The 24,955-nt window shown below is 35.0% G+C and carries 19 protein-coding genes; 9 read left to right on the plus strand and 10 right to left on the minus strand.

Features of this window, described 5'->3' with window-relative positions; genetic code table 11:
• Nucleotide 1 precedes the first annotated feature (1 nt).
• The 5 genes from L1S35_RS10045 to L1S35_RS10065 all read right to left on the minus strand — a co-directional run bounded on the left by L1S35_RS10045 (nucleotide 2) and on the right by L1S35_RS10065 (nucleotide 5,063).
• A complete protein-coding gene (locus tag L1S35_RS10045) occupies nucleotides 2-898 on the minus strand; it encodes an ABC transporter ATP-binding protein (protein ID WP_236400248.1) in 897 nt (298 codons plus the stop codon).
• A 52-nt stretch (nucleotides 899-950) separates the two neighbouring features.
• On the minus strand, nucleotides 951-1,211 hold the full coding sequence (locus L1S35_RS10050; RefSeq protein ID WP_236400251.1) for a DUF1660 family phage protein: 261 nt from the start codon (nucleotides 1,209-1,211) through the stop codon (nucleotides 951-953).
• A 136-nt stretch (nucleotides 1,212-1,347) separates the two neighbouring features.
• Nucleotides 1,348-3,186, minus strand: a complete 1,839-nt coding sequence (locus L1S35_RS10055; protein WP_236400252.1) for a hypothetical protein — start codon at nucleotides 3,184-3,186, stop codon at nucleotides 1,348-1,350.
• Between the two features lie 183 nt (nucleotides 3,187-3,369).
• Nucleotides 3,370-4,428: a nucleoid-associated protein gene (locus L1S35_RS10060; RefSeq protein WP_236400255.1), complete on the minus strand. Its 1,059-nt coding sequence runs from the start codon at nucleotides 4,426-4,428 to the stop codon at nucleotides 3,370-3,372.
• Nucleotides 4,429-4,526: 98 nt separating this feature from the next.
• Nucleotides 4,527-5,063, minus strand: coding sequence for an IS1096 element passenger TnpR family protein (locus tag L1S35_RS10065; RefSeq protein ID WP_236400256.1), 537 nt, complete (start codon nucleotides 5,061-5,063; stop codon nucleotides 4,527-4,529).
• Nucleotides 5,064-5,477: 414 nt separating this feature from the next.
• Between L1S35_RS10065 and L1S35_RS10070 the strand changes: the two genes are divergently transcribed.
• From L1S35_RS10070 to L1S35_RS10110, 9 genes are all read left to right on the plus strand, one after another.
• Entirely contained in the window at nucleotides 5,478-7,619 is a 2,142-nt protein-coding gene (locus tag L1S35_RS10070) for a TonB-dependent receptor (RefSeq protein ID WP_236400258.1), read from the plus strand.
• A gap of 174 nt (nucleotides 7,620-7,793) precedes the next feature.
• The gene (locus tag L1S35_RS10075; protein ID WP_236400260.1) at nucleotides 7,794-8,414 is read left to right on the plus strand and encodes a tetratricopeptide repeat protein; all 621 of its coding nucleotides are present in this window, start codon (nucleotides 7,794-7,796) and stop codon (nucleotides 8,412-8,414) included.
• Between the two features lie 26 nt (nucleotides 8,415-8,440).
• On the plus strand, nucleotides 8,441-8,614 hold the full coding sequence (locus tag L1S35_RS10080; RefSeq protein ID WP_236400262.1) for a hypothetical protein: 174 nt from the start codon (nucleotides 8,441-8,443) through the stop codon (nucleotides 8,612-8,614).
• A 19-nt stretch (nucleotides 8,615-8,633) separates the two neighbouring features.
• Nucleotides 8,634-9,965 carry a 2TM domain-containing protein gene (locus L1S35_RS10085; protein ID WP_236400264.1) on the plus strand — a complete coding sequence of 444 codons (1,332 nt, stop codon included), beginning with the start codon at nucleotides 8,634-8,636 and terminating at the stop codon, nucleotides 9,963-9,965.
• A gap of 83 nt (nucleotides 9,966-10,048) precedes the next feature.
• Entirely contained in the window at nucleotides 10,049-10,348 is a 300-nt protein-coding gene (locus tag L1S35_RS10090) for a 2TM domain-containing protein (protein WP_236400265.1), read from the plus strand.
• Nucleotides 10,341-10,652, plus strand: coding sequence for a 2TM domain-containing protein (locus tag L1S35_RS10095; RefSeq protein WP_236400267.1), 312 nt, complete (start codon nucleotides 10,341-10,343; stop codon nucleotides 10,650-10,652). The genes L1S35_RS10090 and L1S35_RS10095 overlap by 8 nt, the downstream gene beginning before the upstream one ends.
• Before the next feature lie 75 nt (nucleotides 10,653-10,727).
• Nucleotides 10,728-11,483: a LytR/AlgR family response regulator transcription factor gene (locus L1S35_RS10100; protein ID WP_236400269.1), complete on the plus strand. Its 756-nt coding sequence runs from the start codon at nucleotides 10,728-10,730 to the stop codon at nucleotides 11,481-11,483.
• A 113-nt stretch (nucleotides 11,484-11,596) separates the two neighbouring features.
• Nucleotides 11,597-12,082 (plus strand): TlpA family protein disulfide reductase, encoded by a 486-nt coding sequence (locus L1S35_RS10105; protein WP_236400271.1) that lies wholly within the window; start codon nucleotides 11,597-11,599, stop codon nucleotides 12,080-12,082.
• A 6-nt stretch (nucleotides 12,083-12,088) separates the two neighbouring features.
• Complete coding sequence (locus tag L1S35_RS10110; protein WP_236400273.1) at nucleotides 12,089-12,694, plus strand: thioredoxin family protein; 606 nt, start codon at nucleotides 12,089-12,091, stop codon at nucleotides 12,692-12,694.
• Between the two features lie 63 nt (nucleotides 12,695-12,757).
• Here the strand turns inward: L1S35_RS10110 and L1S35_RS10115 are convergent, their stop codons facing one another.
• The 5 genes from L1S35_RS10115 to L1S35_RS10135 all read right to left on the minus strand — a co-directional run bounded on the left by L1S35_RS10115 (nucleotide 12,758) and on the right by L1S35_RS10135 (nucleotide 24,948).
• Nucleotides 12,758-19,465, minus strand: a complete 6,708-nt coding sequence (locus tag L1S35_RS10115) for a T9SS type A sorting domain-containing protein (protein ID WP_236400275.1) — start codon at nucleotides 19,463-19,465, stop codon at nucleotides 12,758-12,760.
• 355 nt (nucleotides 19,466-19,820) lie between these two features.
• Nucleotides 19,821-20,840 carry a COX15/CtaA family protein gene (locus L1S35_RS10120; protein ID WP_236400339.1) on the minus strand — a complete coding sequence of 340 codons (1,020 nt, stop codon included), beginning with the start codon at nucleotides 20,838-20,840 and terminating at the stop codon, nucleotides 19,821-19,823.
• Between the two features lie 77 nt (nucleotides 20,841-20,917).
• Nucleotides 20,918-22,336 carry a CCA tRNA nucleotidyltransferase gene (locus L1S35_RS10125; RefSeq protein ID WP_236400277.1) on the minus strand — a complete coding sequence of 473 codons (1,419 nt, stop codon included), beginning with the start codon at nucleotides 22,334-22,336 and terminating at the stop codon, nucleotides 20,918-20,920.
• Between the two features lie 78 nt (nucleotides 22,337-22,414).
• Nucleotides 22,415-22,981: an L-threonylcarbamoyladenylate synthase gene (locus L1S35_RS10130; RefSeq protein WP_236400341.1), complete on the minus strand. Its 567-nt coding sequence runs from the start codon at nucleotides 22,979-22,981 to the stop codon at nucleotides 22,415-22,417.
• Entirely contained in the window at nucleotides 22,981-24,948 is a 1,968-nt protein-coding gene (locus L1S35_RS10135) for an LTA synthase family protein (protein ID WP_236400279.1), read from the minus strand. Before L1S35_RS10135 ends, L1S35_RS10130 begins: the two co-directional genes overlap by 1 nt.
• Nucleotides 24,949-24,955 lie beyond the last annotated feature (7 nt).

Consider the following 24,955-nt stretch of genomic DNA (forward strand, 5'->3'; position numbering starts at 1 on the left):
ATTAGTTTTTTGTTAATTCAAGAAATTGTTCTTCTAAGCTCATTTTTTTATACACTAAATGGTTGAGATAAATTCCTTTCTCAGCCAAATAGCGATTCAAAAGTGAAGCTTCAAATTGGGTTTTAAAATGAACAATAACTTTTCCTTCTGCTTCTGAAACTTTTTCAACTTCGGGATGATTTTTTAGAATTTCTATAAGTTTTGAATTGCTGTCTGCCTGCAATTCAAAAAAGCCAGCTTTGTTACTCATGCCGTCAACTGAACCGCAATAAAGCACTTCGCCAAAGCGTAAAACCAAAACATGACTACATACTTTTTCGACTTCATCCAGTAAATGGGAGGCCAATAGTATCGTTGTTCCTTGCGAAGCAATCAAACGGATAATATCGCGAATTTGATGAATTCCCTGTGGGTCTAAACCATTTGTAGGTTCATCCAAAATTAAAATTTCAGGATCATTTAAAAGGGCAGAAGCAATGGCTAATCGTTGTTTCATTCCCAAAGAAAAGGTTTTGAATTTGCTGTCTTTTCTGTCGACAAGTCCAACAATTTCAAGCTTTTCATTTACTTTAGAATAATCGATATTTTTTATTTTACAGACCAATTCCAGGTTTTCTTTGGCTGTCATGTATGGGTAAAAATTAGGACGCTCAATAATAGCCCCCACTTTTTTTAGTGCTTCATGGGTTTGCAATGTTCCTTCAAACCAACTGTATTCGCCAGAGGTTTTGTTGACAACATTTAGCACAATACCCAAAGTAGTAGATTTTCCAGAACCATTTGGTCCAAGAATTCCGTAGACATTGCCTTTGTGTATTTCGAGAGAAACGTTATTAACGGCGTGAATTTTACCGTAACGTTTGTGAAGATTTTTGATAGAAAGAATGGTAGATTCCAACGACTAGTTTTTTAAGGTTTTCGAATAGGACGATGCAAACCTTATTTTGTTACTAGTCTTTACGAAAGTAAAATTTCGAAAGAAATTGTTTCTTTAAATTTAGATAGAAAAGTGTTTCGTTGATGTCTTTTAGTTTTGATGTCAATGTGATTTTTTGACCTCTCATATCGTTTGTTACCTGCATTTTACAAATTTTACATTCAAACTCACTAAAATGGGTATTTATTTTTTTAGTTTCTATAAAACGGTGTCCAAGTAAGGAACAGCGATAATTTTTTTTCACCATTCCATCTGTTATGTAATTTGTTTCCATATAATTAGGGTATAGGTTTGGTGAAATAAACTTACTAAGATATTGATAAAATGACAAAATTAATCGACGAAACGCACTATTTTTGTATTTTTAGTATAATATGCTTACAAATTATAGGTCTAAAGCATCCGCTATCTTAATTATAAGGAACTATTGTTGGTTCACCAATTTGGAAATCAGGCAAGGATAAATCATTGTTTTTAAAAGTATTAGTTTTAAAAACATTAGAACCCTGAAAAGGAATGGAAGGATAAAAAGAGAATGAAATTTGAAAACTATTGAAAACCAAATAATCATTATTTATCAAAACACCCAAACTAAAAATAGAGTAGACTTTGTCATTAAAAAATCGGTTAGTTTCATCGCCAAGTAAGCCCAAAGTCATGTTAAAAAATGGACTAAAATGGAAGCCGTGCCAATTTCCAGGAAGATAAGTTTGGGTCTGAAAGGAAGTAAAGACTTTTTTTGTTCCGTTAATCAATGGATTGTCAAAACCTGAAATTCCGTTTCCTTCAGAAATCGTAACACGATCTTTTATGATTGGTGCTCTATGATTTCCGAGAACTAATGTTGGTTTAATAAATTGTCTTATTCTCCAACTACCAATAGAAAGCAAGCTTGTAAAATAATTGGCTTCAATTCTTAGCGTAGTTTCCTCGCTGCGACCACTGTTGATAAAACTTCCCCATTCGATATTGGTTCCCAAATAACCAAAGTTGAAATAATTCCCATAAGCGAATCTTCCGCTGATATAGGCTCTTCGGTTATTGTTTTTATCCTGTAAGCCGGCAGTTATGGCATAAACTTGACCAAAGGGAACATCTTCAATAATGCCAAAATTGAATAAATATTTGTCTTCGGCAAATTTTCGGGTATTAAGGCCAATAGTTGCTAAGTATAGTTTTTCGGAAGCAAAAAACTTTGATGGATCATACTGTAATGTAGGTTTATCGTAGTAAGCGATGTTTTTGTACCCTAAAGTCGTAACAAGATTTGTAGTTCTGAAATCTTCATTTCTTCCTCCAAAGATTTTAAATGAATGGCCAAGCCAATATTGTTGTGTTTGTAATTTGAAAATTTGATTTGAAAAAGTCCCGGTAGCATCAGGAAGTGAATCGACATAAAACCTGTTTTCAAAATAAGCACCACCTGCCAGCCTTGTCAACGGAGAGAAAAATTGTCTTTCGATACGAGCGCTTCGGGTTATATTATCATTCAAATCATTCATATAAGCAAAGGTTGTTTTTATGAAAGTATTTTTGATGTTATTGATGGTATATTTTGCTTCGTAAGCTCTTTTTTGATCATCAAATCTCCTGATAAAATTATTCTCGATTTCATGACCTAATCCAAAAAAATTTCTCTCGGTTAAGTCGAAATTTCCTTTTGAACCAGAAACAGCACCGGTTGGAATCAAACTCCAAGAATCTAAAACACGCACAGAAATATCAACAGAATCTTTGCTGTTTGGTATTTCAACAGGTTTAATAATTACGCTTCTAACATAGCGTTGCCTTCTGATTAAACGCTCTGATTCTTTGGCTACAAGAGAATCTAAAGGGTCATTTTTTTTGAAAAGCAATAAATTTCGAATAGTCCAATTTTTAGTTTTCATGTGCAAAGCGTTTCCGAATTTCTCGAGTTTTTTTTCGGGAACATCTTTATAATTATCAACAGCATAGCCAAACGGATCTAATGTTTCAATTCTGATATCACGAATAATTTTACCTTCGTTTCTGTCGAATGATTTTTTGATAAAAAACCTTTTTCGGGCATTTTTTTGTGTTGCCGCCGAACTTCTTTTGGATTTGAATAGCAAACGATAAACAAACTTATTGAACTTACTTTTTTTAGAAAGATCTTCAATGTTTTTATAAACTTTAACCGAGTCGTTGCCACTGTTTTTTACCTGCGCTTGAGAAATTTGGCAGGAAAAGAATAAAAGTAAAATAAAGTAGAGAAACTTAAATTTCATAGCATGTATTCGGAATGAACAAATATAGTAGCTTTTGATAATCTTAATTTATATAATTCACGGTTTTATTTATATCAATAATTAAAAAATCCCCAACTGATTTAACAATTGGAGATTTCTATTTTTAAAATTTGAACTGCTGACTGCTACCGCAAACCTGCCTGCCGGTAGGCAAGCTGAACACTAACTTTTTTGTTCTTTATTGAAATAGACTAAGTAGTAGTACATTTGTTTTTCTTCATCCCAACCTTTTTCTACAAATCGTTCAGCACTTTCCGGATTGATAAAATCGAGTTTGATTTGGATGTTTGTATCTAAATTAATTACGTTTTTTATAGCTTTTCGTGCATCAGAAACCGCAGCGTTGGCAATCGGGAATGAGGTCACATCTTCGATGCTGTATTTTTCGCCTTTGTCGACTTTATAGTTTTTGAATTCCGGAATTAAATCAGGATTATCCAAAACTTCATTCAGGAAATTGCTTTCTTCAAACTGATCGTTTTTGGCAAAATAATTCACCGAACGATTCATAAACATTACTTCTTCCTTCTTGTCTTCGGCAGGAAAAACAACGTCTTTGGCAAAGCCCTGACAGAATTTCAAATACTTTTTGGTAATGAAATTTTCATCCTGAAACGCATCAACTGAAAGGAAATGCTCTAACCAATAACGTGTGTCATAACGGTTGCTGTCGACGCTTAAAATCTTATAACCTTCTTCTTTTTTGTAGTTGAAAATCAGACAACCTTTATCCAGTTTATTCAGATTGATGCCTTGTTGCAAAATCATTTCGAGTGACTTTCCTTTCTCTTCAAACTGCATAAAATCAGACATGATTTCACTTTTGAAAACACCAATAGCATCAACAACATTATTGTCGATACTTAAGTTCGTGAAATATGCCACATAAACTTCTCCATTCTTAATATGCGGATGATTTGATTGCTCAAAAAGATGTGTCGTAATTTTCTTCGACACTTCGTGAATGTTGCTCGGATTCGTAAAAATTTCCGTTGCCAAATTGAACATATCATTGTATTCCAGATCAACTTCGTGGGCAAACTGAAAATAGTTTTCCTCTTTTTCGCGAAATGATTTGAAGAAATATTCCTTTAACAAAGGGACGATTTCATCATTTAAGTTATAAGGCAGTTCCGAGAGAAATACGGATTCATTTCTGCTTTTGTTTCCAACTCGGTGTATGGATAAACTCTCAATGTGAGTGTTAAATAGGTTGATCATTTTTTAGCGGTCTGCTATCAGCAATTAGCTTTTAGCAATTTTTTATTAGAAATTATTTTATAATGCTGAAAGCTAAACGCTAACAGCTAAATGCTTAACTAGTTCCAATTCTCTTCAAATCCGTAATCTTCAAAACTGTCATCACCGCCAAAGGCATCTAAATCATCATCGTCTAAATCGTCTTCAAATTCAGAATAAAAATCTTCACCTTCAGCTTCGAATTCCTTTTCAGGCGCAATGGCTGGCAATTCACCATGAGAAAACAATAAACTTGGATAGGTTTCTCCGGCTTCTGGTTCTTCAATGGCGGCAAGTTCAACTAAGAACGTCCACATATTGATAAAATCATACACATAAATAATCTTGGTTTGGTCTTCACCAAGCAATTGATTTAAGGTATAATCGCTCATTATTTTTTGCTCACCCGGAACATCACCGGTATCAAACATCGGAATTTCTTCTTCCTGATTCCACGTGTCATCACAAGTATAAAACGAAGCCACTTCTAAGCCGTCAAAACCAAAAGCATTAACGATAGCGTTGTGTAAATCTTCTAAAGTATCTTCTTCCTGAATGGCAATATCTCTGAAAACATCTTCTTCTGCATCAAGAATAGCTCTGAATTTATAAATCATAATCGTAATTTTTATAAGCGAGCAAAGATAAATTATAATTCATCAATTACGAATTACGAAATGCTAATTGTTGAAAAGATTTTGAGTCCAAAAAAACATCGACGAAAAGCACCAAATTTGTAATAAATGTTACTCTATCGAGTTTTACGGCAGTTTAACGATTAAGTTAGATTTAGAATTAACGAACAACTAATTTAGCCTTAGTTAATTAGATAAACAACAAGAAAACTACCGAGTAGCTTTCTTTTAAAGATAAATATCCTGTCAGATAATTAATAATTCAAACTAAAAAAACCTGTTCACTAGCGAACAGGTTTTTTTTTGCAGTTCATCCTCAAAAAATAACAGTTCGGTAAACTTATATTGTATAGTTTTAGTCCTTGATACAACTTTGCTGCATCAAAACTAAAACACATGAAAACCTTTTACACTTTCACACTTTTACTTCTTGCCTGTATCAGCAACGCACAACAAACCATTTCTGGAACTGTAGTCGATGAAAAAAACAAAGCTGTTGTTGGTGCGAATGTTTTTATAGATGGAACATATGATGGAGCTTCGACAGATGAAAAAGGGAATTTTAATTTTAAAACCACAGCAACAGGAAATCAACTTTTAGTGGTTAGTTTTTTGTCGTATGAGACTATTAAAGTTTCGATAGAAGTTGAAAAATTCCAGAACCAAACCGTTAAACTTAAAGAAAGTGTCAATACGCTAGATGCTGTTGTGATAACAGCCGGAACGTTTAGTGCCGGAGAAAAAAGCCGGGTTTCGGTTTTAAAACCTTTGGATATTGTAACCACTGCCGGTTCAGCCGGAAATATTATTGCAGCTTTACAAACTTTACCGGGAACACAAAACGTTGGTGAAGATGGTCGATTATTTGTTCGTGGTGGCGAAGCTGATGAAACCCAAACTTTTGTTGACGGAATTCGGGTAGCACAACCTTATGGTGCAACGACTAATAATTTACCAACTCGTGGGCGATTTTCACCATTTTTGTTTAGCGGAATTTCATTTTCTACAGGAGGTTATTCGGCTGAATATGGAGAAGCTTTGTCGAGTGTTTTATTATTAAATACACAAGACGAAGCCGACCAAAACAAAACAGATATTTCGTTGATGACTGTTGGTTTAGGATTGAGCAATACGCAAAAATGGAAAAAAAGTTCGTTGAGTGTCAATACAGCTTATATTGATTTAGCGCCATATCAAGCAGCAATTCCGCAGGATGTTGACTGGAACAAACCTTTTCAATCGCTGTCTGGTGAAACAGTCTATCGCTATAATTTTGCCAATGGAATTTTTAAAGCATATGCTGCTTTTGACGCTTCGCGTTTCGATTTAAATCAGGAAGATATCAATCAGCCTGATAAAGTGAGAGTGAATTTGAGAAATAATAATTTCTATTTCAACAGTTCGTATAAAGGAAACTTTAGTGGCAACTGGCAAATCTTTACCGGTTTGAGTTATGGTTATGGTCAGAATAAAATCGGCATCGATGACAATGATTTAAAAAATGCCGAACATGCTTCACATCTAAAATTGAAATTCACCAAAAAACTTTCAGATAAAGTAAAGCTGAATTTTGGAACCGATTATTTCATCAGCAAGTTTGATGAAGATTACAATACAACTTTCAAAAGCGGTTATGATTCCAATATCGCAGCTGTTTATACCGAAGCTGATATCTTCTTCTCTAAAAAGTTTGCTGCAAAAGTTGGAGTAAGGGTCTCGACGAATGATTATATAAATGAAAACGGTTTTTCGCCAAGAGCTTCTTTGGCGTATAAAGTTTCAAAAAACAGTCAGTTTGCATTTGCTTATGGGAACTTTGAGCAAACGCCGCGACAAGAGTATTTGAAATATTCAAATGATTTCAAAACCGAAAAGGCTGCACACTATATTTTGAATTATCAATATGCAAAAGGTAATAGAACGCTTCGCACTGAGGTTTACTATAAAGGATATTCGGATTTGGTAAAATATGATACAGAAAATGTGCAATTTGATTCGCAGTTTTCAAATGACGGACAAGGTTATGCCAAAGGATTGGATGTTTTTTGGAGAGACGGCAACAGCATCAAGTATTTAGAATATTGGATTTCCTATTCGTATATCGATACCAAAAGAGATTATAAAAATTATACTGCTGAAGTAACGCCAAGTTTTGTATCAACACACAGTTTGTCATTGGTAACTAAATATTGGATTAATGATTGGAAATCACAAGTTGGTTTTACGCAACAGTTTAGTTCAGGACGACCTTTTAATAATCCGAACGAAGCGGCTTTTATGAACGGTAAGACAAAATCGTATAGCAGTTTGAGTTTCAATTGGGCTTATTTATTGTCACAACAAAAGATATTGTATTTCTCGGTTTCGAATATTTTAGGAACACAAAATATCTTTGGTTACAATTATGCTGATACACAAAATGGAAACGGAGTTTATGACAGAAAAGCCATAATACCAACAGCAGATAGATTTTTCTTTATAGGTTTCTTTTGGACGATTAGTGATAATAAGAAAGACAATCAACTTAAAAATCTTTAAGGGATAAGGGACTAGGGAAAAGGCATTAGAAAAAACTTATCCCTTTTACAACTCATCCATCAAAATCAACAGTTCGGTTACTATAAATTTTATAAGAGTTACATCCATAATACTTTTACATCAGAATTAAAAACAGGGTTTCATTCATCAAACAATTAAAAAAAAATCTAAAACATGAAAACAATTATCACATCAATCGCAATTTTTATCTGTTCACTTTTATCGGCACAAACACAATACGAACAAGGAATGGGAAAAGCCATGCAACTTTGGGGCGAAGGAAATAACACCGAAGCAGTCGCTACTTTTGAACGCATTGCATCAGTAGAAAAAACAAATTGGTTGCCAAATTACTACATCGCTTTCATCAGCACTATAGAAGTTTTTGGCGCTAAGGACAAAACTAAAATTCCGGCACTTTTAACTAAAGCACAGGATGCTATTGACAATGCAACTGTTATTAGCCCGAACAATCCCGAAATCATGGTAGTTCAGGCAATGCTTTACACAGCAATATTGATTCAGGATCCAATGACTAACGGACAAAAATATGGTGGTTTGGCAATGGAGCAATATAACAAAGCATTAGCGATAGATCCAAAGAATCCAAGAGCTATGTTCTCTAAAGCCGAGTTTGAAATTGGCGGTGCTAAATATTGGAAAACAGACACTAAACCAATGTGTGAAGCAATCGCTAAATCAATTGAACTTTTTGCTAACTTTAAACCTGAAACTCCTTTTCATCCAAATTGGGGTGCAGACAGAGCACAACAAGCTTTGATAAGTTGTAAATAAACCTAAACCTTTAAATAATATAAACCATGGAAAATCAACAAAAAGACACTAACAAAATCGCAGGAACCATCTTCGTAGGATGTATGTTCATCGGAATTGCAGGAGGAATGTTAATGCATAAAACTGGAGTTGGAACGCTAATCGGAATAGGCGTTGGATTTTTAGCTTCTGCTTTGTACAGGTCAGAAAAGAACAAATAAAATTTTAAAAATTTCAGAAATGAAGCAATTAGTGAAGGAAATTCCAAGAGCCATTATTTTATCAATAGTCATTTTTTTTGTGCTGTTGTTGATAAGGCTTATAACAGGAAATACTATTCAGTTTGACAAATCATTGTTGGTGAATTTTGGTTACAATATGTTATATGGACTTTCATTATACTTTGCTAATGCTGCAATTTTCATCTATTTAGACAACGTTTTTAAAGCCAATCGATTTACACCCAAAAGGATATTAATTGGTTTCTTAGCTTCTTTTCTGGTTTCAATTGTGGTTATTTTTTTACTGCGTATTTTTGAAGATGTACTAGTCGAAGGAGTTTCATTCAGCACATTCTTAGGTAAGGAACAGTTGTCCAATTATCTTGTTTCTATCATTTTGACTTTCATTGTTACTTTGGCTTTCCACGCATTTTATTTTTATAAAGCTTACGCTGAAAGCAAAGTCAAAGAACAAAAGATTATAGCCGGAACGGCTTCAGCACAATTTGAAAGTCTGAAAAACCAAATTGATCCACATTTTCTGTTTAACAGTTTGAATGTGTTGAGTTCATTGATAGAAGAAAACCCGGATAACGCACAAAGATTTACCACTTCTTTATCTAAAATATACCGTTATGTATTAGAGCAGAAAGATAAAGAACTGGTTTCGGTTTCAGAAGAATTGGCTTTCGCCAAAACGTATATGAATCTTTTAAAAATGCGCTTTGAAAACAGTATCACTTATGAATTGCCCGAAGATTTTGATAATCCGGAAGCTAAAGTTGTGCCGTTATCATTACAACTTTTATTAGAAAACACGATCAAGCACAACGTAGTAAGTGAGCAAAAACCATTGCATATAAAGATTTACATAGAGAACAATTATCTTATAGTTGAAAATAATCTGCAGAAAAAAGAAGTGCTACAAGATAGGAGAGGAGTTGGCTTGCAAAACATTGTCAACCGTTACGGACTCATTTCGGAACGCAAAATGCTGATTGAAGAAAGCCCTGAATTTTTTAAAGTAAAAATTCCAATATTAACAAAACAGATTGCTTTTATGGAAACACAAAATATATACAACGAAAACATGGCGTTTATGCGGGCCAAAGAACGCGTAGAAAAACTCAAAGGATTTTATGGCAATTTGATTTCGTATTGCTGTGTGATTCCGGTGCTGGTATTTATAAACCTAAAATCCGGCGGATTTCAATGGTTTTGGTTCCCAATGTTTGGTTGGGGAATGGGATTAACGTTCCATGCATTCGAAACTTTCGGCTACGGAAAATCCTGGGAAGAAAAGAAAATCCGCGAAATTTTAAACAAAGACAAACAAACTAAATGGAATTAACTTAAGTAACTAAGTGCCTAAGTTCCTGAGTAACTAAGTTTCTCAGCAGCTCAGTCACATAGCTACTCAGCAACTCAAAAAATATGGAACAATTTAATCAGGAATTTGAAAGATACCAACGTGCTCAAAAGCAGGTTGAAGAAATTAAAGGTTTTTATGGACATTTGCTTTCTTATGTATTAGTGATGCTATTTCTTATATTCATCAACTTAAGATATTCACCACAATATTTATGGTTCTTTTGGCCAATGTTAGGCTGGGGAATAGGGCTGTTATTTCATGGACTAAAAGCGTTTAACTATACGCCATTCCTGGGAAAAGAGTGGGAGCAAAGAAAAATAAAAGAATTTATGGATCAGGAAAAACAAAATAAATATGAATAGTTATAACCTAAGTCCGGACGAAATAAAATACCAGCAGGCATTAAAACGTGTCAAAAGAATCAAAGGATTTTACTCGCATTTGGTGGTATATGTTGTCATCAACGTGTTACTGCTGATTGTGAATTATAAAAGTTCAAGTGAAGGTTGGAGATGGGAAATGTTTGTTACTCCTTTCTTTTGGGGAATTGGTGTACTGGCGCACGCACTTTCCGTTTTTCTTCCAACAATACTCATGGGTAAAGACTGGGAAGAAAGAAAGATTAAGGAACTGATGGAAAAAGAAAAACAGAATAAATGGGAGTAATTATTAAGGGATAAGGGAAAAGAAATAAGGCAAAAGTTAATTTCATTCCAAATAACCAAATAACCGCATAACCAAATGAACATAATAATTATCGAAGACGAAAAACCGGCAGCACGATTGCTTCAACGTAAAGTTGAGAAACTGGGTTTGCAGGTAAATCAAATGCTGCATTCTGTAGAAGAATCTATTCATTGGTTTAATTCGAATCCACACCCAGATTTGATTTTTCTGGATATACAATTGTCTGATGGTTTGTCGTTTGAAATTTTTGAGACCATTGATATAAAAAGCGCAGTGATTTTCACGACGGCTTATGACGAATATGCGTTGCGTGCTTTCAAGCTGAACAGCATTGATTATTTGCTAAAACCGATAGACGAAGATGATTTAGAAATCGCCGTCAACAAATTCAAAGCAAGAAATATAGCAGCTCCTAATTTGTCATTGGATTTTGAAATGATAAAGAAAATGTTGGTAAATCCAATAGACAGAAACTATAAAAAACGTTTCACCATCAAAATGGGACAGCAGCTTAAGATGATAAACATTGATGAAGTAGAATGTTTTTACAGCGAAAACAAAGGAACCTACCTACATACTTTTGATAATCGCGATTATCTTTTAGATAATACTTTGGAACAACTCGAAACCGAACTTGATCCGAAGGATTTCTACCGCATTTCCCGAAAATTCATAATCCCAATGAAAGGCATTAAGGAAATCCAGATTTACAGCAACTCCAGATTAAAAGTCATTCTTCCCACTTACAAAGACGATGAGATTATAGTCGCCCGAGAGCGTGTGAATGATTTTAAGGAATGGTTGGGATAATAGATTAAAGTACTTTTAAGGATGACTTAGTCGTTAAAGTAATGGTAAAATTTTGTTAAGTAGTTTTAAACCTTAACGTTAAGTTAGTAAATTCGTCAGGCTTAACTTTTTCAATGAAACGACTTTTACTTATACCTTTTTTTTTAGCCTTTGTTCAAACTTCGATAGGGCAGCAATTTGTGGTATATGATAAGTTTGCCGATTTTGAAAAAGCCATTATCAAAAATGATGATAAGATATATGTGGTTAATTTTTGGGCAACTTGGTGCGCACCCTGCGTTAAAGAGTTACCGTATTTTGAAAAACTGCATCAGCAAAATAAAAACGTAATAGTAATTCTCGCCAGTCTTGACAGCAAAAAAGATATCGAAAAAAAACTTATTCCGTTTGTCAAAAGGAAAAAAATAACTGCTCAGGTTGTTTCTTTAAATGATAAAGATTACAACACCTGGCTTCCCAAAATAGACAAAGATTGGTCAGGTTCTATTCCGGCAACATATATTTTCAGCGGAAATCAAAAGCTGTTTGCCGAACGTGAATTTGATAATTTCAACGAACTCAACGACTATGTCAACACATTTATTAATCAAAAAAAATAATTTATTATGAGAGCTATTCCATTAGTTTTTGCATTTGTTTCTTCCTTTTTAATAGTGGAAAGTATGGTTTCTGAAGGATATCAACCCGGAGACAAAGCCACTGATTTCAAATTAAAATCAGTTGACGGAAAAACCTATAGTATGTCCGATTACAAAGACGCTAAAGGTTTTATTGTAGTGTTTACGTGTAATACGTGTCCGTTTGCGATTAAATATGATGACCGTGTTAATGCTTTGGCTAAAAAATACAAACCCAAAGGCTATGTGCTCTTAGCCATAAATCCGAATGATCCTGATGTGCAGCCAAAAGACGCTTACAATTTGATGCAGGCTAAGGCCAAAGACAAAGGATTTGTTTTTCCGTATTTAGTTGATGAAGGACAAAAGATTTATCCGCAATATGGTGCAACGAAAACGCCACATGCCTTTTTACTTGATAAAAATTTAGTGGTTAAATACATCGGAGCGATTGATGATAATTCGGATGATGTTTCAGCAGTGAAAGAGAAATATCTGGAAAATGCCATCGCAGCATTGGAAAGTGGAAATGATCCATCTCCGGCAACGACAAAAGCCATTGGCTGTTCGATAAAAACAAACAAGAAAGTATAAAAAAGTCCCGATTAAATCGGGACTTTTTTTTGTTAACCTTGCTAACCTATCTAAAGCAACCGTTTATTTAATCAGTATTTTTTTAGTGATGATTCCTTTATCTGTACTTACTTTTACAACATAAGTTCCCGTACTAAGACCCGAAGTCGATAGTTGAATACTATTTTGGTTTTCTTTGTCCGCTGTCCAATTCATTATATTTTGCCCTACCATATTGAACAGGTCAACCGATTTCACATTGGTGTCCTCCAACTCATTTTTGATGTTTATCATATTGTCCGCCTGCGAATGGGTAAGCACAATTCCATAGTTTACTGTATCATCCTTTAATGTACTAAGTGACGCTGGGCTCTGCATAAATCGCAATGAAAATCTGTTTTCAAAGGTTCCAACCGGCAAACTAACTTTAAAATTTTCTGATTTAATACTGTTGTAGGTGTCGTCTTCACTGTCATAAATGTATATCTCCTGACGGTCATTAAAATTTTCCAGTGAATCGAGTCCAATAGTAACAGTTCCTGCAGTGGCGTTTTTAACACCCAAAGGATAAATGTTGTTCGGATTGAAATAACCATCTCCGCTAATGTTTAATTTATTAGCTCCGTTAATGAAATACATATCATTAGTAAGCGTCTCAATGCTTAAACCATCATAACCTGCATCATATCCTGAAGTGGCATGTTCGTTCATAAAACCTAATAGGATTTGTCTATGATAATTGTCCTTTGAAGTATATCCTAATCTAATTTTTGTAAATTGTTCCTGCTCAATAGGGTCAGGCGTATTGTTATGCATCGGATCAGCAACAACATCCCTTCCTCCTCTATCCATTTTGAACATAGTATAAGAATTGACTTCGTCTTCTTTGATAAAGAACCTTTGACCATTGTTAAATGTAATTGTTCCACCACTGGCCGAACCTGTTACAAAGAATCCCTGCCCAACCGGAATGAATCTTTTTGGAGTTTTACTACTTGAACCCGCTCCACTTATCCCTGCCGGAGCAACCGGTGCTGTTCCGCCCGTTTTTGTATAGGTGGCATAACCGCCCTGATATTGAATAGTCATATGCGAAGTATTTGTATTATAATGCTCCCACAGGTATAATGTTCCTGTTATGCTCGAAGCATTGTCATCAATAAACTGATCAGCATCAATTGCTGATGGATAAGGATTTCCGCAAAGGTTCAGGTTATTGGGACCAACAGTCGAAGTAATAGCCCCATTATTTGGTTTACCCACAAAAGTATAATTTTGATTAACTGCTGCCGAACCGCATCCTTTGAGAGTATATCCTTGTCCCGGCAATAATGTTCCGTTAGGTCCCACCTGCGCCCAGTTGGCATAGTTATTTGTTGAGTTTTGGAATTTAAATATCCAATAGCTGCTTAGGGTGATTGGTGTCGTTGGTGATCCATTATAACCACTAACCCAAGTAATGTTTTGTGGGGTTGATGTAGTACCGTCTTTCATAACCCCTCCAACTGTATAGCCATTGTTGTTTGATGTTGTGTTGATAGTACTAACAGGAGAACTCCAATAGTTGTAATTGTATAGATTTGATTGTCCTTGTTGGTCTCTTTCTATATAACCGGAACTAGTAACATCTAAATCACTTTTGCTATTTTGTATTAATTGTGATTTTCCTACCAAATCTATTTTCCCATTTAATGACAACCACCAAGTATTATTTAGAGCTTGGTCACCATTTACAGTCAGACTTTTGCCTGCATCAACAACTAAACCAACGTCGGTTCTGGAAACAGTGGTGGTGTTATTATGTTTAACATTTACAATAGTACTGTAATTATTAACATCTGTTCCCTGAATATCTTTAGTAACATCTGTAACTGCTGTTGCTAAATCTCCATCAGCAATTGTTACAAAAGGCATTGGAGCTTGTTGCAAATAGATGTTTTTATGATTGTATATTTTTGTTCCTGTAACATCAACTGTGGTAGTGGTTAAATCATCAAGAACATCATCTTTATACGCATCCATTCTATAATAACGTAGTAGATTAGTAAAAGTTAAGGTTCCTGAAGTTGAGGTAGTAAGGTCTTGGGCGATTTCTTTTCCTGTAATATAAGCTCCTGTTAAATTTGTATTGGTACTTAATTCTTGGTATACCATTCGCTGTACTTGATCGTCTGTTAGTCTAACATTAAATACACGTACTTCATCTACTTTTCCTTTAAAGAAATTGGTGCTATTACTTGGACTTCTGCCTATTGTTAATAATGAGGCATCAACAATAGTACCTGTTGGTGTTGCTGAAGTTGCAACTTTAACTCCGTTAACATACAAATTTAAATTGTTTGCACTATAAGTTGCTGCAACATGATACCATCTTGACACATCTAAAGCAGTTGGAGAACTTATTGTAGTACCATTACAGGTTACTTGTACAATTCTACTGCTATTCACTTTCAAATTGAAACTATCTTGCCCAACTATAAAACCTGTACTAGAAAAAGCACTATTTAGGTCAATCCAAGCCATTAGAGATCCTGCAGAACCTGCTAAAACGGCTACGTCTTGAGCGTAATCATTTCGACCATCAAAATCCAGGAATAGGCTTTTGTTTAAATTTCTTGGTGAGCCTTTAGCAGTTGTGTCATTATCAAAAGAATCCAAAATACCATCTTTGTCTATATCTGTAGAACCATCAAGAATACCATCATTATTTGCATCTATAACTTTTGGGGCATATATTAATTTATTGTTGGCAATATCGTAGATTCCTGCACCACTTGATGTGATATCTAAATAATCAGGAGTTCCATCTCCATCTGTGTCTTTTGTAATTGCTTGATTTAGATTTCCGTATTGGTCGCTGAAAGAATTTCCAGCACCTAAACTCTTGTCAAATAAATCTAAAATACCATCTCCAATAAGCTCTGCAGTTCCATTACCATCAGTGTCTTTGGATCTGAAAGTTTCTGTATCTGATCCATCTCCCAGACCATTGCCAGTGATATCTCCATCTCCATTGGTGAAAGTTGGTATTCCAGTATTATCTGCTCCTTCATCTACATCAAAGACACTGTCATTATCACTGTCTAAATCTAAATAATTAGGTACACCATCTCCATCAGAATCTATTGCTGCTATTGCAGCTGAAGCTTCGGCACTATTATGAAGGCCATCTGCATCAGCATCTGTCCATGCTGCATCAATTTTTCCTCTTCCGTTACTTAAACTTCCTAATCCTGCTTCAACTACATCAGAAACACCATCATTATCACTGTCTAAATCAAATATATCGGCAACTCCATCATTGTCATAATCACATAAGGATTGTGTAATTAAGATGTCGTCAATAGCTAAGTCGTTTCCAGCACCACCAGGGGCATTGTTGATAAATACCACTTTGAATGAATTTACACTTAAGTTTAAAGAAGCAGTAAATTGCTTCCAGTCGGTAGAGGAAGGTGTAGTAGCAGATGGTGCAATATCACCAGTATTTATGGTTTGCAATACAACATCGCTCATGTCTCTAAATTCTACTTTAATATTAGGTCTTGTTCTAGAACCAATGCCACTTGCATCGGCACGGTCTAAATTTATAACCCAAAAGCTGTAAGTAATTGGTACACCAGGTAAAGCACCTGTGATTGTGGCTGTGTAGAATGTACCAGCAGTTGCAGCAGCATTAAACATTGCCATTCTACCATTTGTATCTCCTGTTGTATGGTCTTCTCCAGTATACCATTGTCCTGCTGCCCATGTTGCAATTTGTGCACTTGGTCCTACGGTGTATTCTCCGTCATCTAAATTAGTACTGGTTGTACTTGAACAAGTTGCCCCACTACCAGTACCGGCTTCATAGCAATAAGTGGTTTCTGCTGTATAGGTAGTATTAATAGTTACTCTGCTTGCTCCTGCTCCAAAGTCTTCATTTAAGAATTTATAATTGGCCTTGGTTCCATTGGCCAGATTACAATTTGTTTCTTCCGTAGTATCTGTTATTCCATCATTGTCATCATCTGTGTCAATATTGTCATTGATGCCATCACCATCACTGTCATAGAAGGTTTGGCTTCCTACACCTTGTATGTCAAAATTATAAGGATTTTCGTTAGCGTCATTATTTACAATAGTAATTGACGCTACTTTTGTCCCTGTACTGCTTGGGTCAAATGTTATTGTAAAAGTTGTACTTGCTCCTGCTGCTACTGAGGCACTTGTTGATGTCGTATTGACTGAAAATTCGGCTGCACCAGTTCCGGATAATGTAATGGTTCCAATTGTTAAAGAACCAACTCCTGTATTTTGAATAGTGTAAGTTTTTGTTATTGATCCTATAGTGTAATCTTGTGATCCAAAATCAGTATAATCAGTTGTTGTTGGGGTTGTATCTCCATCAACTATTGTTGTCGAATTGCCTACAACATTTATCTCTTGTTCCGCACCTGTTCCCTGGATGTTGAAATTATACGGATTTTCATCAGCGTCATTGTTTACCAAAGATATTGCAGCGGTTCTTACTCCCAAAGCACTAGGGTCAAATGTTATAGTAAAAGTCGTACTTGCTCCCACCGCTACAGAAGCACTTGTTAATGTAGTGTCTAATGTAAAATCTGCAGCATGAGTTCCTGATAATGTAAAGGCACCAATTGTTAGAATATCTCCTCCAGTATTTTGAATAGTATAGGTTACTATTTTTGTTCCTGAAGTATAATTTACTTGACCAAAATCGGTATTGTCTGTAGAGGAAGGAGTTGTATCTCCATCGGTAATTGATGTTGCATTTCCTTGAATGTTTATTTCCTGTTCGGTTCCTGTTCCTTGTAAAGCAAAATTATATGGATTTTCATTTGGATCATTATTCACAATGGATATTGCGGCAGTTCTTATTCCTACAGCACTTGGATTGAATGTTACTGAAAAGGTTGTAGAACCACTTCCTCCTAATGAAGCAGCTGGAGCAGCCGTAAGGGTGAAATCAGCAGCATTAGTTCCTGAAAATGAAATGGCACCAATCGTTATCAGACCACCACTGCCCGTGTTTTCAATGGTAAAAGTTTTTACAACTGTTCCTGAACTGACACCTGTTGGACCAAAATCAGTTCCTTTAGTTAAACTTGTGCCGGTGTCTCCATCTGTAATACTTGATCCATTGACTCCGACAACATTTATATCTGCGTTACCAGATAATGCTGTAAGGGTAAAGGTGTACGGATTTTCATTACTGTCATCATTTGGTATTGATATGATTACTGTTCTTAAACCAGTTGACGAAGGAGTGACTGTTACTACAAAAGTGGCACTTGCTCCGGCAGCTATTGCAGTTGAAGTAGGAACAGAAGCTGAAAAATTAGCTGAGTTGGTTCCGCTAAAAGTAATAGCTCCAGTAATATTTAATGTCGCCCCACCAGTATTTTGTATAGTGAATGTTCTCGTATATGAAACGCCACTGGTTACAGGTCCAAAATCAGTATAATCGGTAGTAGAAGTAGCACTATTACCGCTTGGGATTGAAGTTGGAGTTGAACCTCCTTGAATATTAATTTCTGCAGGACCTGTTGATCCTGTTCCTGTAAGGGCAAAATTATACGGATTTTCGTCCCCATCATTGGTCACAATAGAAATAGTTGTAGGATGAGTTCCAGTAGCAGCTGGCGTATAGGTTACGGTAAATGTAGCACTACCACCACTAGTTATAGGGGAACTTGGAGATGTGTATGTGTAATTGGTAACATCGCCTAAAGTTATTGCACCAATAGTCAAATCAGCTCCTCCTGTGTTATATATAGTGAATGTTCTTACTACTGGTGTAAGAACGGCTGTAGAACCAAAATCAGTATGATTGGCTAATGATGTTCCTGCAGCATTATCAACAATGTTAGCACCGTTTCCTTGAATGTTAATTTCAGGCACTGCTGTTCCTACTCCTGTAATATAAAAATTATATGGATTTTCGTCAGTGTCATTTGTTACGATAGATATAGTTGAATCTTTTGTCCCTCCAGTTGTAGGGTTGAAAGTAACTACAAAAGTGGTCGATCCTCCGCCAGCTACCGAGGCAGCTGGTAGAGTTGTAACAGTATAGTTTGTAGGATCTCCAAAAGTTATCGCTCCTACTGTTAAAGTGCCAGTGCCTGTATTTTGTATGGTATAAGTGCGGGTTACGCCTGTTCCAGTATTGGTTGTCCCAAAATCAGTATGATTTGTTGTTGAAGCTGTTCCTGCTCCAGAGTTGTCAACTATATTCGTGCTGTTTCCTTGAATATTTATTTCTCCGGGTGATGAATTATCTATTACTTGAATTTTAGCAATCTCCATAGTATTACTACAATATACATAAATTGTCCCTGCACCGCCTGTGTAGGTAGCCGTTAGAACATTCGTATATGGAGATGGACTAGCAGAGGTGTATGACGCTAAAACAGAAGTGCCATCAGAAATAGAAGCTGTACGGCCAGTTGAACTTGTTCGCACCCATATTTTTACAGTAGATGCTCCTGTAACTGAAAAAGACACGGCACGGTTTGTCGGTAATGGTCCTGTTACACCCGCAAATGTCATAGCTCTTGTAGAAGTAAAACCATCACTATAAGTATATGCAGAAGCAGCAATAGCACCTACAGTTGACCCAGATGAAATTATATTCAAGCCAGTGCCTAAATAATTAGTAGTATTAGTGCTAACACCTGTTGTTGATGTCCAGACACTTGTATCGGAAAAATCCCAAGTTCTATTTTGAGCGTTTGATAATGCTGTTGCTAACAACATTAGTAATATCAATAAAAGTAATTGTTTTTTCATAATCGATATACATAAAAGATAATGAATGCTTATTTGGTTACTTTCTTAAAATAAATTATGGAATGTGTTTTTATTTCATCTTAAAAAGATTATGCAATCGATTGCATTAAAATTGCAACTGTTACAAACTTAAAAAAAATATTGCTTGAAAATTATTATTTGTGCATTATTTATTAACAATTTTTTTAAATAATGTTTTTTTTTATTTAAAATAATGAGATGTAGTCAGAAAAAAATGATTTTTTATGAGAATAGGGTAAGTGAATAGCTGTAAAAAATAAGAAATAGTTCCCAAAAGTCTAGTTATTTGATACTAAACTTTTTAAGATGAAGTTATGATGAAATAAAGATTTTTTTACTTACTCAAGCGATGTAAGGTAAATGTCATAGCAGTAAGTAAGAAAAACGCAGTAATTTGATGAACCAATCCCAACCAAAGTGGAACGCTATATAGCAAAGTGAGAACGCCTAAAGTGAATTGCAAAAAGACAATTAAGACTAAAGAGTTCAATCCGTTTTGTTGTTGAGCAGTTAAAGTATATTTTTTGCTTTTGAAGTATAAGAATAAAATCAATCCAACGACAATATAGGCCATGGTTCTGTGTACAAACTGAACACCGCTTTTGCCTTCAGTGAAACGTGCTAACCAAGAATCTTTTTCTAAAGAAATGCTATCGTGGAAAAATTGTCCGTCGCTCATCAATGGCCAATGATTGTGTATCAAACCGGCATTTAAACCAGCGACAAAACCGCCATAAATAATTTGAATTAAAAGAATAATGAAGGTAATCTTAGCCAATTTTTTCAACTCAACAACCACAAATTTCTTTTCAGGATAAATCAAATCCAATGCAACCCATAGTGTATAGGCAAAGGTGATGAAAGCAAAAGTTAAGTGCAAAGCCAAACGAAAATGACTCACATCAGGATTATCAACCAAACCGCTTTTTACCATAAACCAACCAAAGAAACCTTGTAAAGCACCCATTCCAAGCAGAATGAAACATTTATTTAATGTGGCTTTATCGATTCGTTTTTTAATCAGAAAGTAGAGAAAAGGAACTATAAAAACCAATCCAATGATACGTCCTATAAAACGGTGAAACCATTCCCAGAAATAAATAAACTTATAATCCGAAAGCTGAAAGTCGTTATGAATGTTGATTTTTTGGTACTCAGGAAACTGCTTGTATGCATCAAAAGCCTGTTGCCATTTTTCTTCGGTTAAAGGAGGAAGCGTATCGGTAACCAAATGCCAATCGGTCATTGACAAACCCGAATTCGTCAAACGGGTAATTCCACCAACAACAACCATTATAAATACTAAAATGCAACCTGAGAGTAGCCAGTAAATTATCGCTTTGTCTTTTTTCATTGCCATTAAAATGTTTTTACAAAATTAGCTATTGAATATCTAACCAAACATTCAACAATAGTTAATCTATAACCAATTTAAATTACTTTTTTTAATCCCAATTTTTCAGCTCTTGCCAAAACAAATTCATATGCTGCCTGATATTCATTTGGTATTTCACCTTCTAAAATTGCTTCTTTTACGGCTTCTTTTAAAACGCCAATTTCACGGGAAGGTTTTAAATTGAAGATTTCCATAATTTCTTCACCCGAAATAGGTGGCTGAAAATTACGCACATGATCGCGTTCTTCTACTTCAATTATCTTTTTGCGGACGATATCAAAATTGTTGTGATACTTTTTAAATTTCGTTGGATTCTTTGTCGTGATATCCGCTTCACATAATGTCATTAAATTTTCTACATCTTCACCGGCATCAAACACCAATCGACGCACAGCCGAATCGGTAACAGTATCTTCTGAAAGTACAATTGGTCTTGAACTCAGCATCACCATTTTGGCAACAAATTTCATCTTATTGTTTAATGGCATGCGCAGTCTTTCAAAGATTTTCTTGACCATTTTTCCGCCAAGGAATTCGTGTCCGTGAAATGTCCAGCCTTGTTTTTTATTGAATTTTTTGGTTGGCGCTTTTCCAATATCATGGAGTAAAGCCGCCCAACGTAACCAAATATCGTCGGTATTGGGACAAATGTTATCAACGACTTCAAGTGTGTGATAAAAATTGTTTTTGTGAGTATGACCTTCAATTTCTTCTACGTTGTTTAATGCAGTCAATTCGGGAAGAATGATGTCTAAAAGTCCGGTTTTGTATAAATGCAAAAAGCCAATAGAAGGTTTATCAGTGGATAGAATTTTGTTTAGTTCATCCACAATTCGTTCACCCGAAATAATCTTGATTCTGTCTTTGTTTTTTTCAATAGCATTCAAAGATTCTGTTTCAATGGTGAAATTCAATTGCGTTGCAAATCGAATCGCACGAAGCATTCGAAGTGGGTCATCAGAATAAGTAATGTCAGGATTTAAAGGCGTTTTAATTATTTTATTTTCCAAATCAGTTAAACCATTAAAAGGATCAACCAAATCACCATAATTGTTTTCATTCAATGAAAAAGCCAAGGCATTAATGGTAAAATCACGACGATTTTGATCGTCTTCTAAAGTACCATTTTCAACTATAGGATTTCGACTATGTTCGGCATAACTTTCTTTACGCGCACCAACAAACTCGATATCAATTTCCTTGTAACGAAGCATTGCCGTTCCATAATTTTTGAAAACCTGAACTTTTGGTTTGTGTGGCAACAATTCGGAAACTTTTAAAGCCAAATCAATTCCGGAACCAATGGCTACAATATCAATATCTTTTTTAAAGTCGCGCTGCAATAAATAATCACGTACAAAGCCGCCAATAACATAGCTTTCATGTCCAAGCTGTTCACTAGCTTGAGCAATGATTTTAAATATCGGGTTTTCTAATGCTTTGATGTAATTCATATTAATTTGAAAATTTGAAAATTAGATAATTTGAAAATTAATTAGCTCATTTTCAAATTTCCAAATTTTCAAATTGTTTTACTTGCGAATAATTTTTACCTGATTGTCTAACGAAAGCTTAATAATCGTTGATGGTTTATCGCAAATTTTTTCGTGATGCAAATTTACTACATAGTCCACACCTTTTATAATTTCGGGTGCAATTTCTTTGAAAGATTTTGGGGTGAACATTCCTGAAATATTTGCGGAAGTCGAAACCAATGGTTTTTTCATGCGTTCCATCAGTTTGAAACAAAACGGTTCTTTCACTAATCTGACTCCAAGTGTTTTATCATCGGCAATAATATTAGCTGCTACATTTCTTGGATTATCCAAAATCAAAGTTGTTGGTTTCTCAGATAAGTCAAGAATTTGCCAAGCCGTTTCCGGGATTTCCTTAAAAACATTGTACATCATTTTTTCGCCATTCATCAACACTATCATACTTTTACTTTCTTCGCGTTGTTTCAAAGCATAGATTTTTTTTACCGCTTCAGCATTGGTCGCATCGCAGCCAATTCCCCAAACAGTATCAGTAGGGTAGAGGATTATCCCGCCATTTTGTATAACTTCGAATGCTTTGTGTACTTCAGAATTTATATCCATCATTTACTTTTTTTTGTTTTTAGATCGTTGCCTTTCATTGTATAATACCAGGCCAAAGCCATCAGCTTGTTGTGCTTCAACTCTAAATCGCTTCTTTTAAAACTGGTTTCTTTGAAAGTCGTTAAATCAATTTTTTCGATGTTGGCACCTTTTGGGAAATAATACAAATCATTTCCGTCAATCATTTTATCGAAAGCAATACCTTCGTTTTTCCCTTTGGTAAACATCGATTCACCAAAGCTGTAATATTCAAAACCTTTTGGCGCAATCATTTCGATAAGTGTCGGCATGATATCAATATGGCTACCGGGAGTCAAATTGAGAGATTTTGGAATTGATTTTCCATACATAATATATGCAACAGATGACTTTTCATAAAGATTTGGCTTGCTGTTAGGAAACTTTCTGCCAAAATGGTCTCCGGTAAAATTGAAGATACTTTCAGTAAACTCTTTTTCTGCCTTTCTGACAAAATCGCCAATCGCTTTGTCGCCATACCAAAGATGCCCCAATTCTTTTAGATTCATCGCGCCATCATAGTATTTCTTCATTGCTTGCGGAAAATCATCAGTTGATTTATATGGGAAACCTTTGGCTTCTAAATCAACGGTATATGGTGCGTGATAGCTTGTCGTTAGGATTATATTTAGCGAATATTTATCTTTATCTGTGTGCTGCATCACCAGATTGAAAAGTTTTTCATCTTCAATTCCCCAACCTCCGGTATCTGTTTTTCCACCGCCATCAACTCCGGAATAAATTCGGTCAACACCATAATATTTAGACAAATCACCAATATTTTCCCAAGATAGATAACCGCCATAATAGAAATTAGTTTCATAACCTAACTTCTTAAACTGTGTAAAAATGGAGGTTTCAAAAGGCGCAGCAGAGGTTCCGATGTGACTTAGATTGATACCGCAATTTGGCACGTTGGTCATAATGGCACCAAAGGAATCAATAGTCGTATTTCCTGATGCTAAGAAATGGCTGAAATGAGTCCCTTTTTTAGCAATCGAGTTCAGTTGACTTGAAAAATTAAAGGGAAGATATTTATCCATCAATGGCCAAGAATCATAACTTTCCATCACAACAAGGAAAATTTGTTTTGGCTTTTGAATTGTTGGTCCTTGAGCCGTTTTCTTCAAAACATCGGTGACTTTATCCTGAGGAAAAGTAGCTTTAAAAAGAGCTTCATCCATATATGGATTTTTGTTTCCGTGTTCATTCAATCTATTGAAATCTTTGATAGCATATTTTAACGAACGAAACGGATTGATAATCGTTTTGTTTAAAAAATTATCCTTTGATATTCCCGAATACTCTCTTAATATTGGAATAGTAGAAAATGAACCTCTGATACCAAAAACAAAAAGTACTAATACCAAAAACGCAAAAACATATTTACTTCTTTTGAAACGAATCTTTTTGAATACCTGATAGATGTTCTTCTTGTCATTAAAAAAGCGGAACACTAGTAAACCAACAATTACAGTCAGTATGATAATTAAACTGTTTAAAATCGGATGAAAATCTACAAGAATAGTATTCATCACCGCTTTTTTATCATCATACAAGGCTAGGAAAAGAAAATGATTAAACTGATCGCCATATTCCTTGAAATAATTAATAGTAATAACACAAATTAGTGTTGAGAGAATAATAAAAAACACCTGATGCACTTTTCGCGTGATTACAATGATTCGGTATCGATTAAATGGTGCGAGAACGAGCAAAAGTAAAAAGGGCAGTAATAAAAAATAAGCAACAGCAGTGCAGTCAAATCGGAAACCCATAAAGAGAACATCCAGAATTTCGCTGAAACCTATTTCATGTTGGATTTTTTGACGAAAAATCGTAATGAAAACCAAACGAAATATGGTAAAAAAGGCAACGCCAAAAAACCAAAAGAAGATTAAATTACTTAGTTCTTTTAAAAACTTTTTACGCTTTAACTCAATTGCCATGCTTAAT

Origin of the sequence: Flavobacterium anseongense (genome assembly GCF_021608185.1) — a bacterium.
In the GTDB taxonomy this organism is placed as follows: domain Bacteria; phylum Bacteroidota; class Bacteroidia; order Flavobacteriales; family Flavobacteriaceae; genus Flavobacterium; species Flavobacterium anseongense.

Bases quoted from the DNA above. Each gene is read 5' to 3' on its own strand.
- L1S35_RS10130 (WP_236400341.1), bottom strand. From the start codon at position 22,981: ATGGATATAAATTCTGAAGTACACAAAGCATTCGAAGTTATACAAAAT.
- L1S35_RS10095 (WP_236400267.1), top strand. From the start codon at position 10,341: ATGAATAGTTATAACCTAAGTCCGGACGAAATAAAATACCAGCAGGCA.
- L1S35_RS10110 (WP_236400273.1), top strand. From the start codon at position 12,089: ATGAGAGCTATTCCATTAGTTTTTGCATTTGTTTCTTCCTTTTTAATA.
- L1S35_RS10050 (WP_236400251.1), bottom strand. From the start codon at position 1,211: ATGGAAACAAATTACATAACAGATGGAATGGTGAAAAAAAATTATCGC.
- L1S35_RS10105 (WP_236400271.1), top strand. From the start codon at position 11,597: ATGAAACGACTTTTACTTATACCTTTTTTTTTAGCCTTTGTTCAAACT.
- L1S35_RS10055 (WP_236400252.1), bottom strand. From the start codon at position 3,186: ATGAAATTTAAGTTTCTCTACTTTATTTTACTTTTATTCTTTTCCTGC.
- L1S35_RS10080 (WP_236400262.1), top strand. From the start codon at position 8,441: ATGGAAAATCAACAAAAAGACACTAACAAAATCGCAGGAACCATCTTC.
- L1S35_RS10135 (WP_236400279.1), bottom strand. From the start codon at position 24,948: ATGGCAATTGAGTTAAAGCGTAAAAAGTTTTTAAAAGAACTAAGTAAT.
- L1S35_RS10070 (WP_236400258.1), top strand. From the start codon at position 5,478: ATGAAAACCTTTTACACTTTCACACTTTTACTTCTTGCCTGTATCAGC.
- L1S35_RS10065 (WP_236400256.1), bottom strand. From the start codon at position 5,063: ATGATTTATAAATTCAGAGCTATTCTTGATGCAGAAGAAGATGTTTTC.
- L1S35_RS10085 (WP_236400264.1), top strand. From the start codon at position 8,634: ATGAAGCAATTAGTGAAGGAAATTCCAAGAGCCATTATTTTATCAATA.
- L1S35_RS10090 (WP_236400265.1), top strand. From the start codon at position 10,049: ATGGAACAATTTAATCAGGAATTTGAAAGATACCAACGTGCTCAAAAG.
- L1S35_RS10115 (WP_236400275.1), bottom strand. From the start codon at position 19,465: ATGAAAAAACAATTACTTTTATTGATATTACTAATGTTGTTAGCAACA.
- L1S35_RS10120 (WP_236400339.1), bottom strand. From the start codon at position 20,840: ATGAAAAAAGACAAAGCGATAATTTACTGGCTACTCTCAGGTTGCATT.
- L1S35_RS10125 (WP_236400277.1), bottom strand. From the start codon at position 22,336: ATGAATTACATCAAAGCATTAGAAAACCCGATATTTAAAATCATTGCT.
- L1S35_RS10060 (WP_236400255.1), bottom strand. From the start codon at position 4,428: ATGATCAACCTATTTAACACTCACATTGAGAGTTTATCCATACACCGA.
- L1S35_RS10100 (WP_236400269.1), top strand. From the start codon at position 10,728: ATGAACATAATAATTATCGAAGACGAAAAACCGGCAGCACGATTGCTT.
- L1S35_RS10075 (WP_236400260.1), top strand. From the start codon at position 7,794: ATGAAAACAATTATCACATCAATCGCAATTTTTATCTGTTCACTTTTA.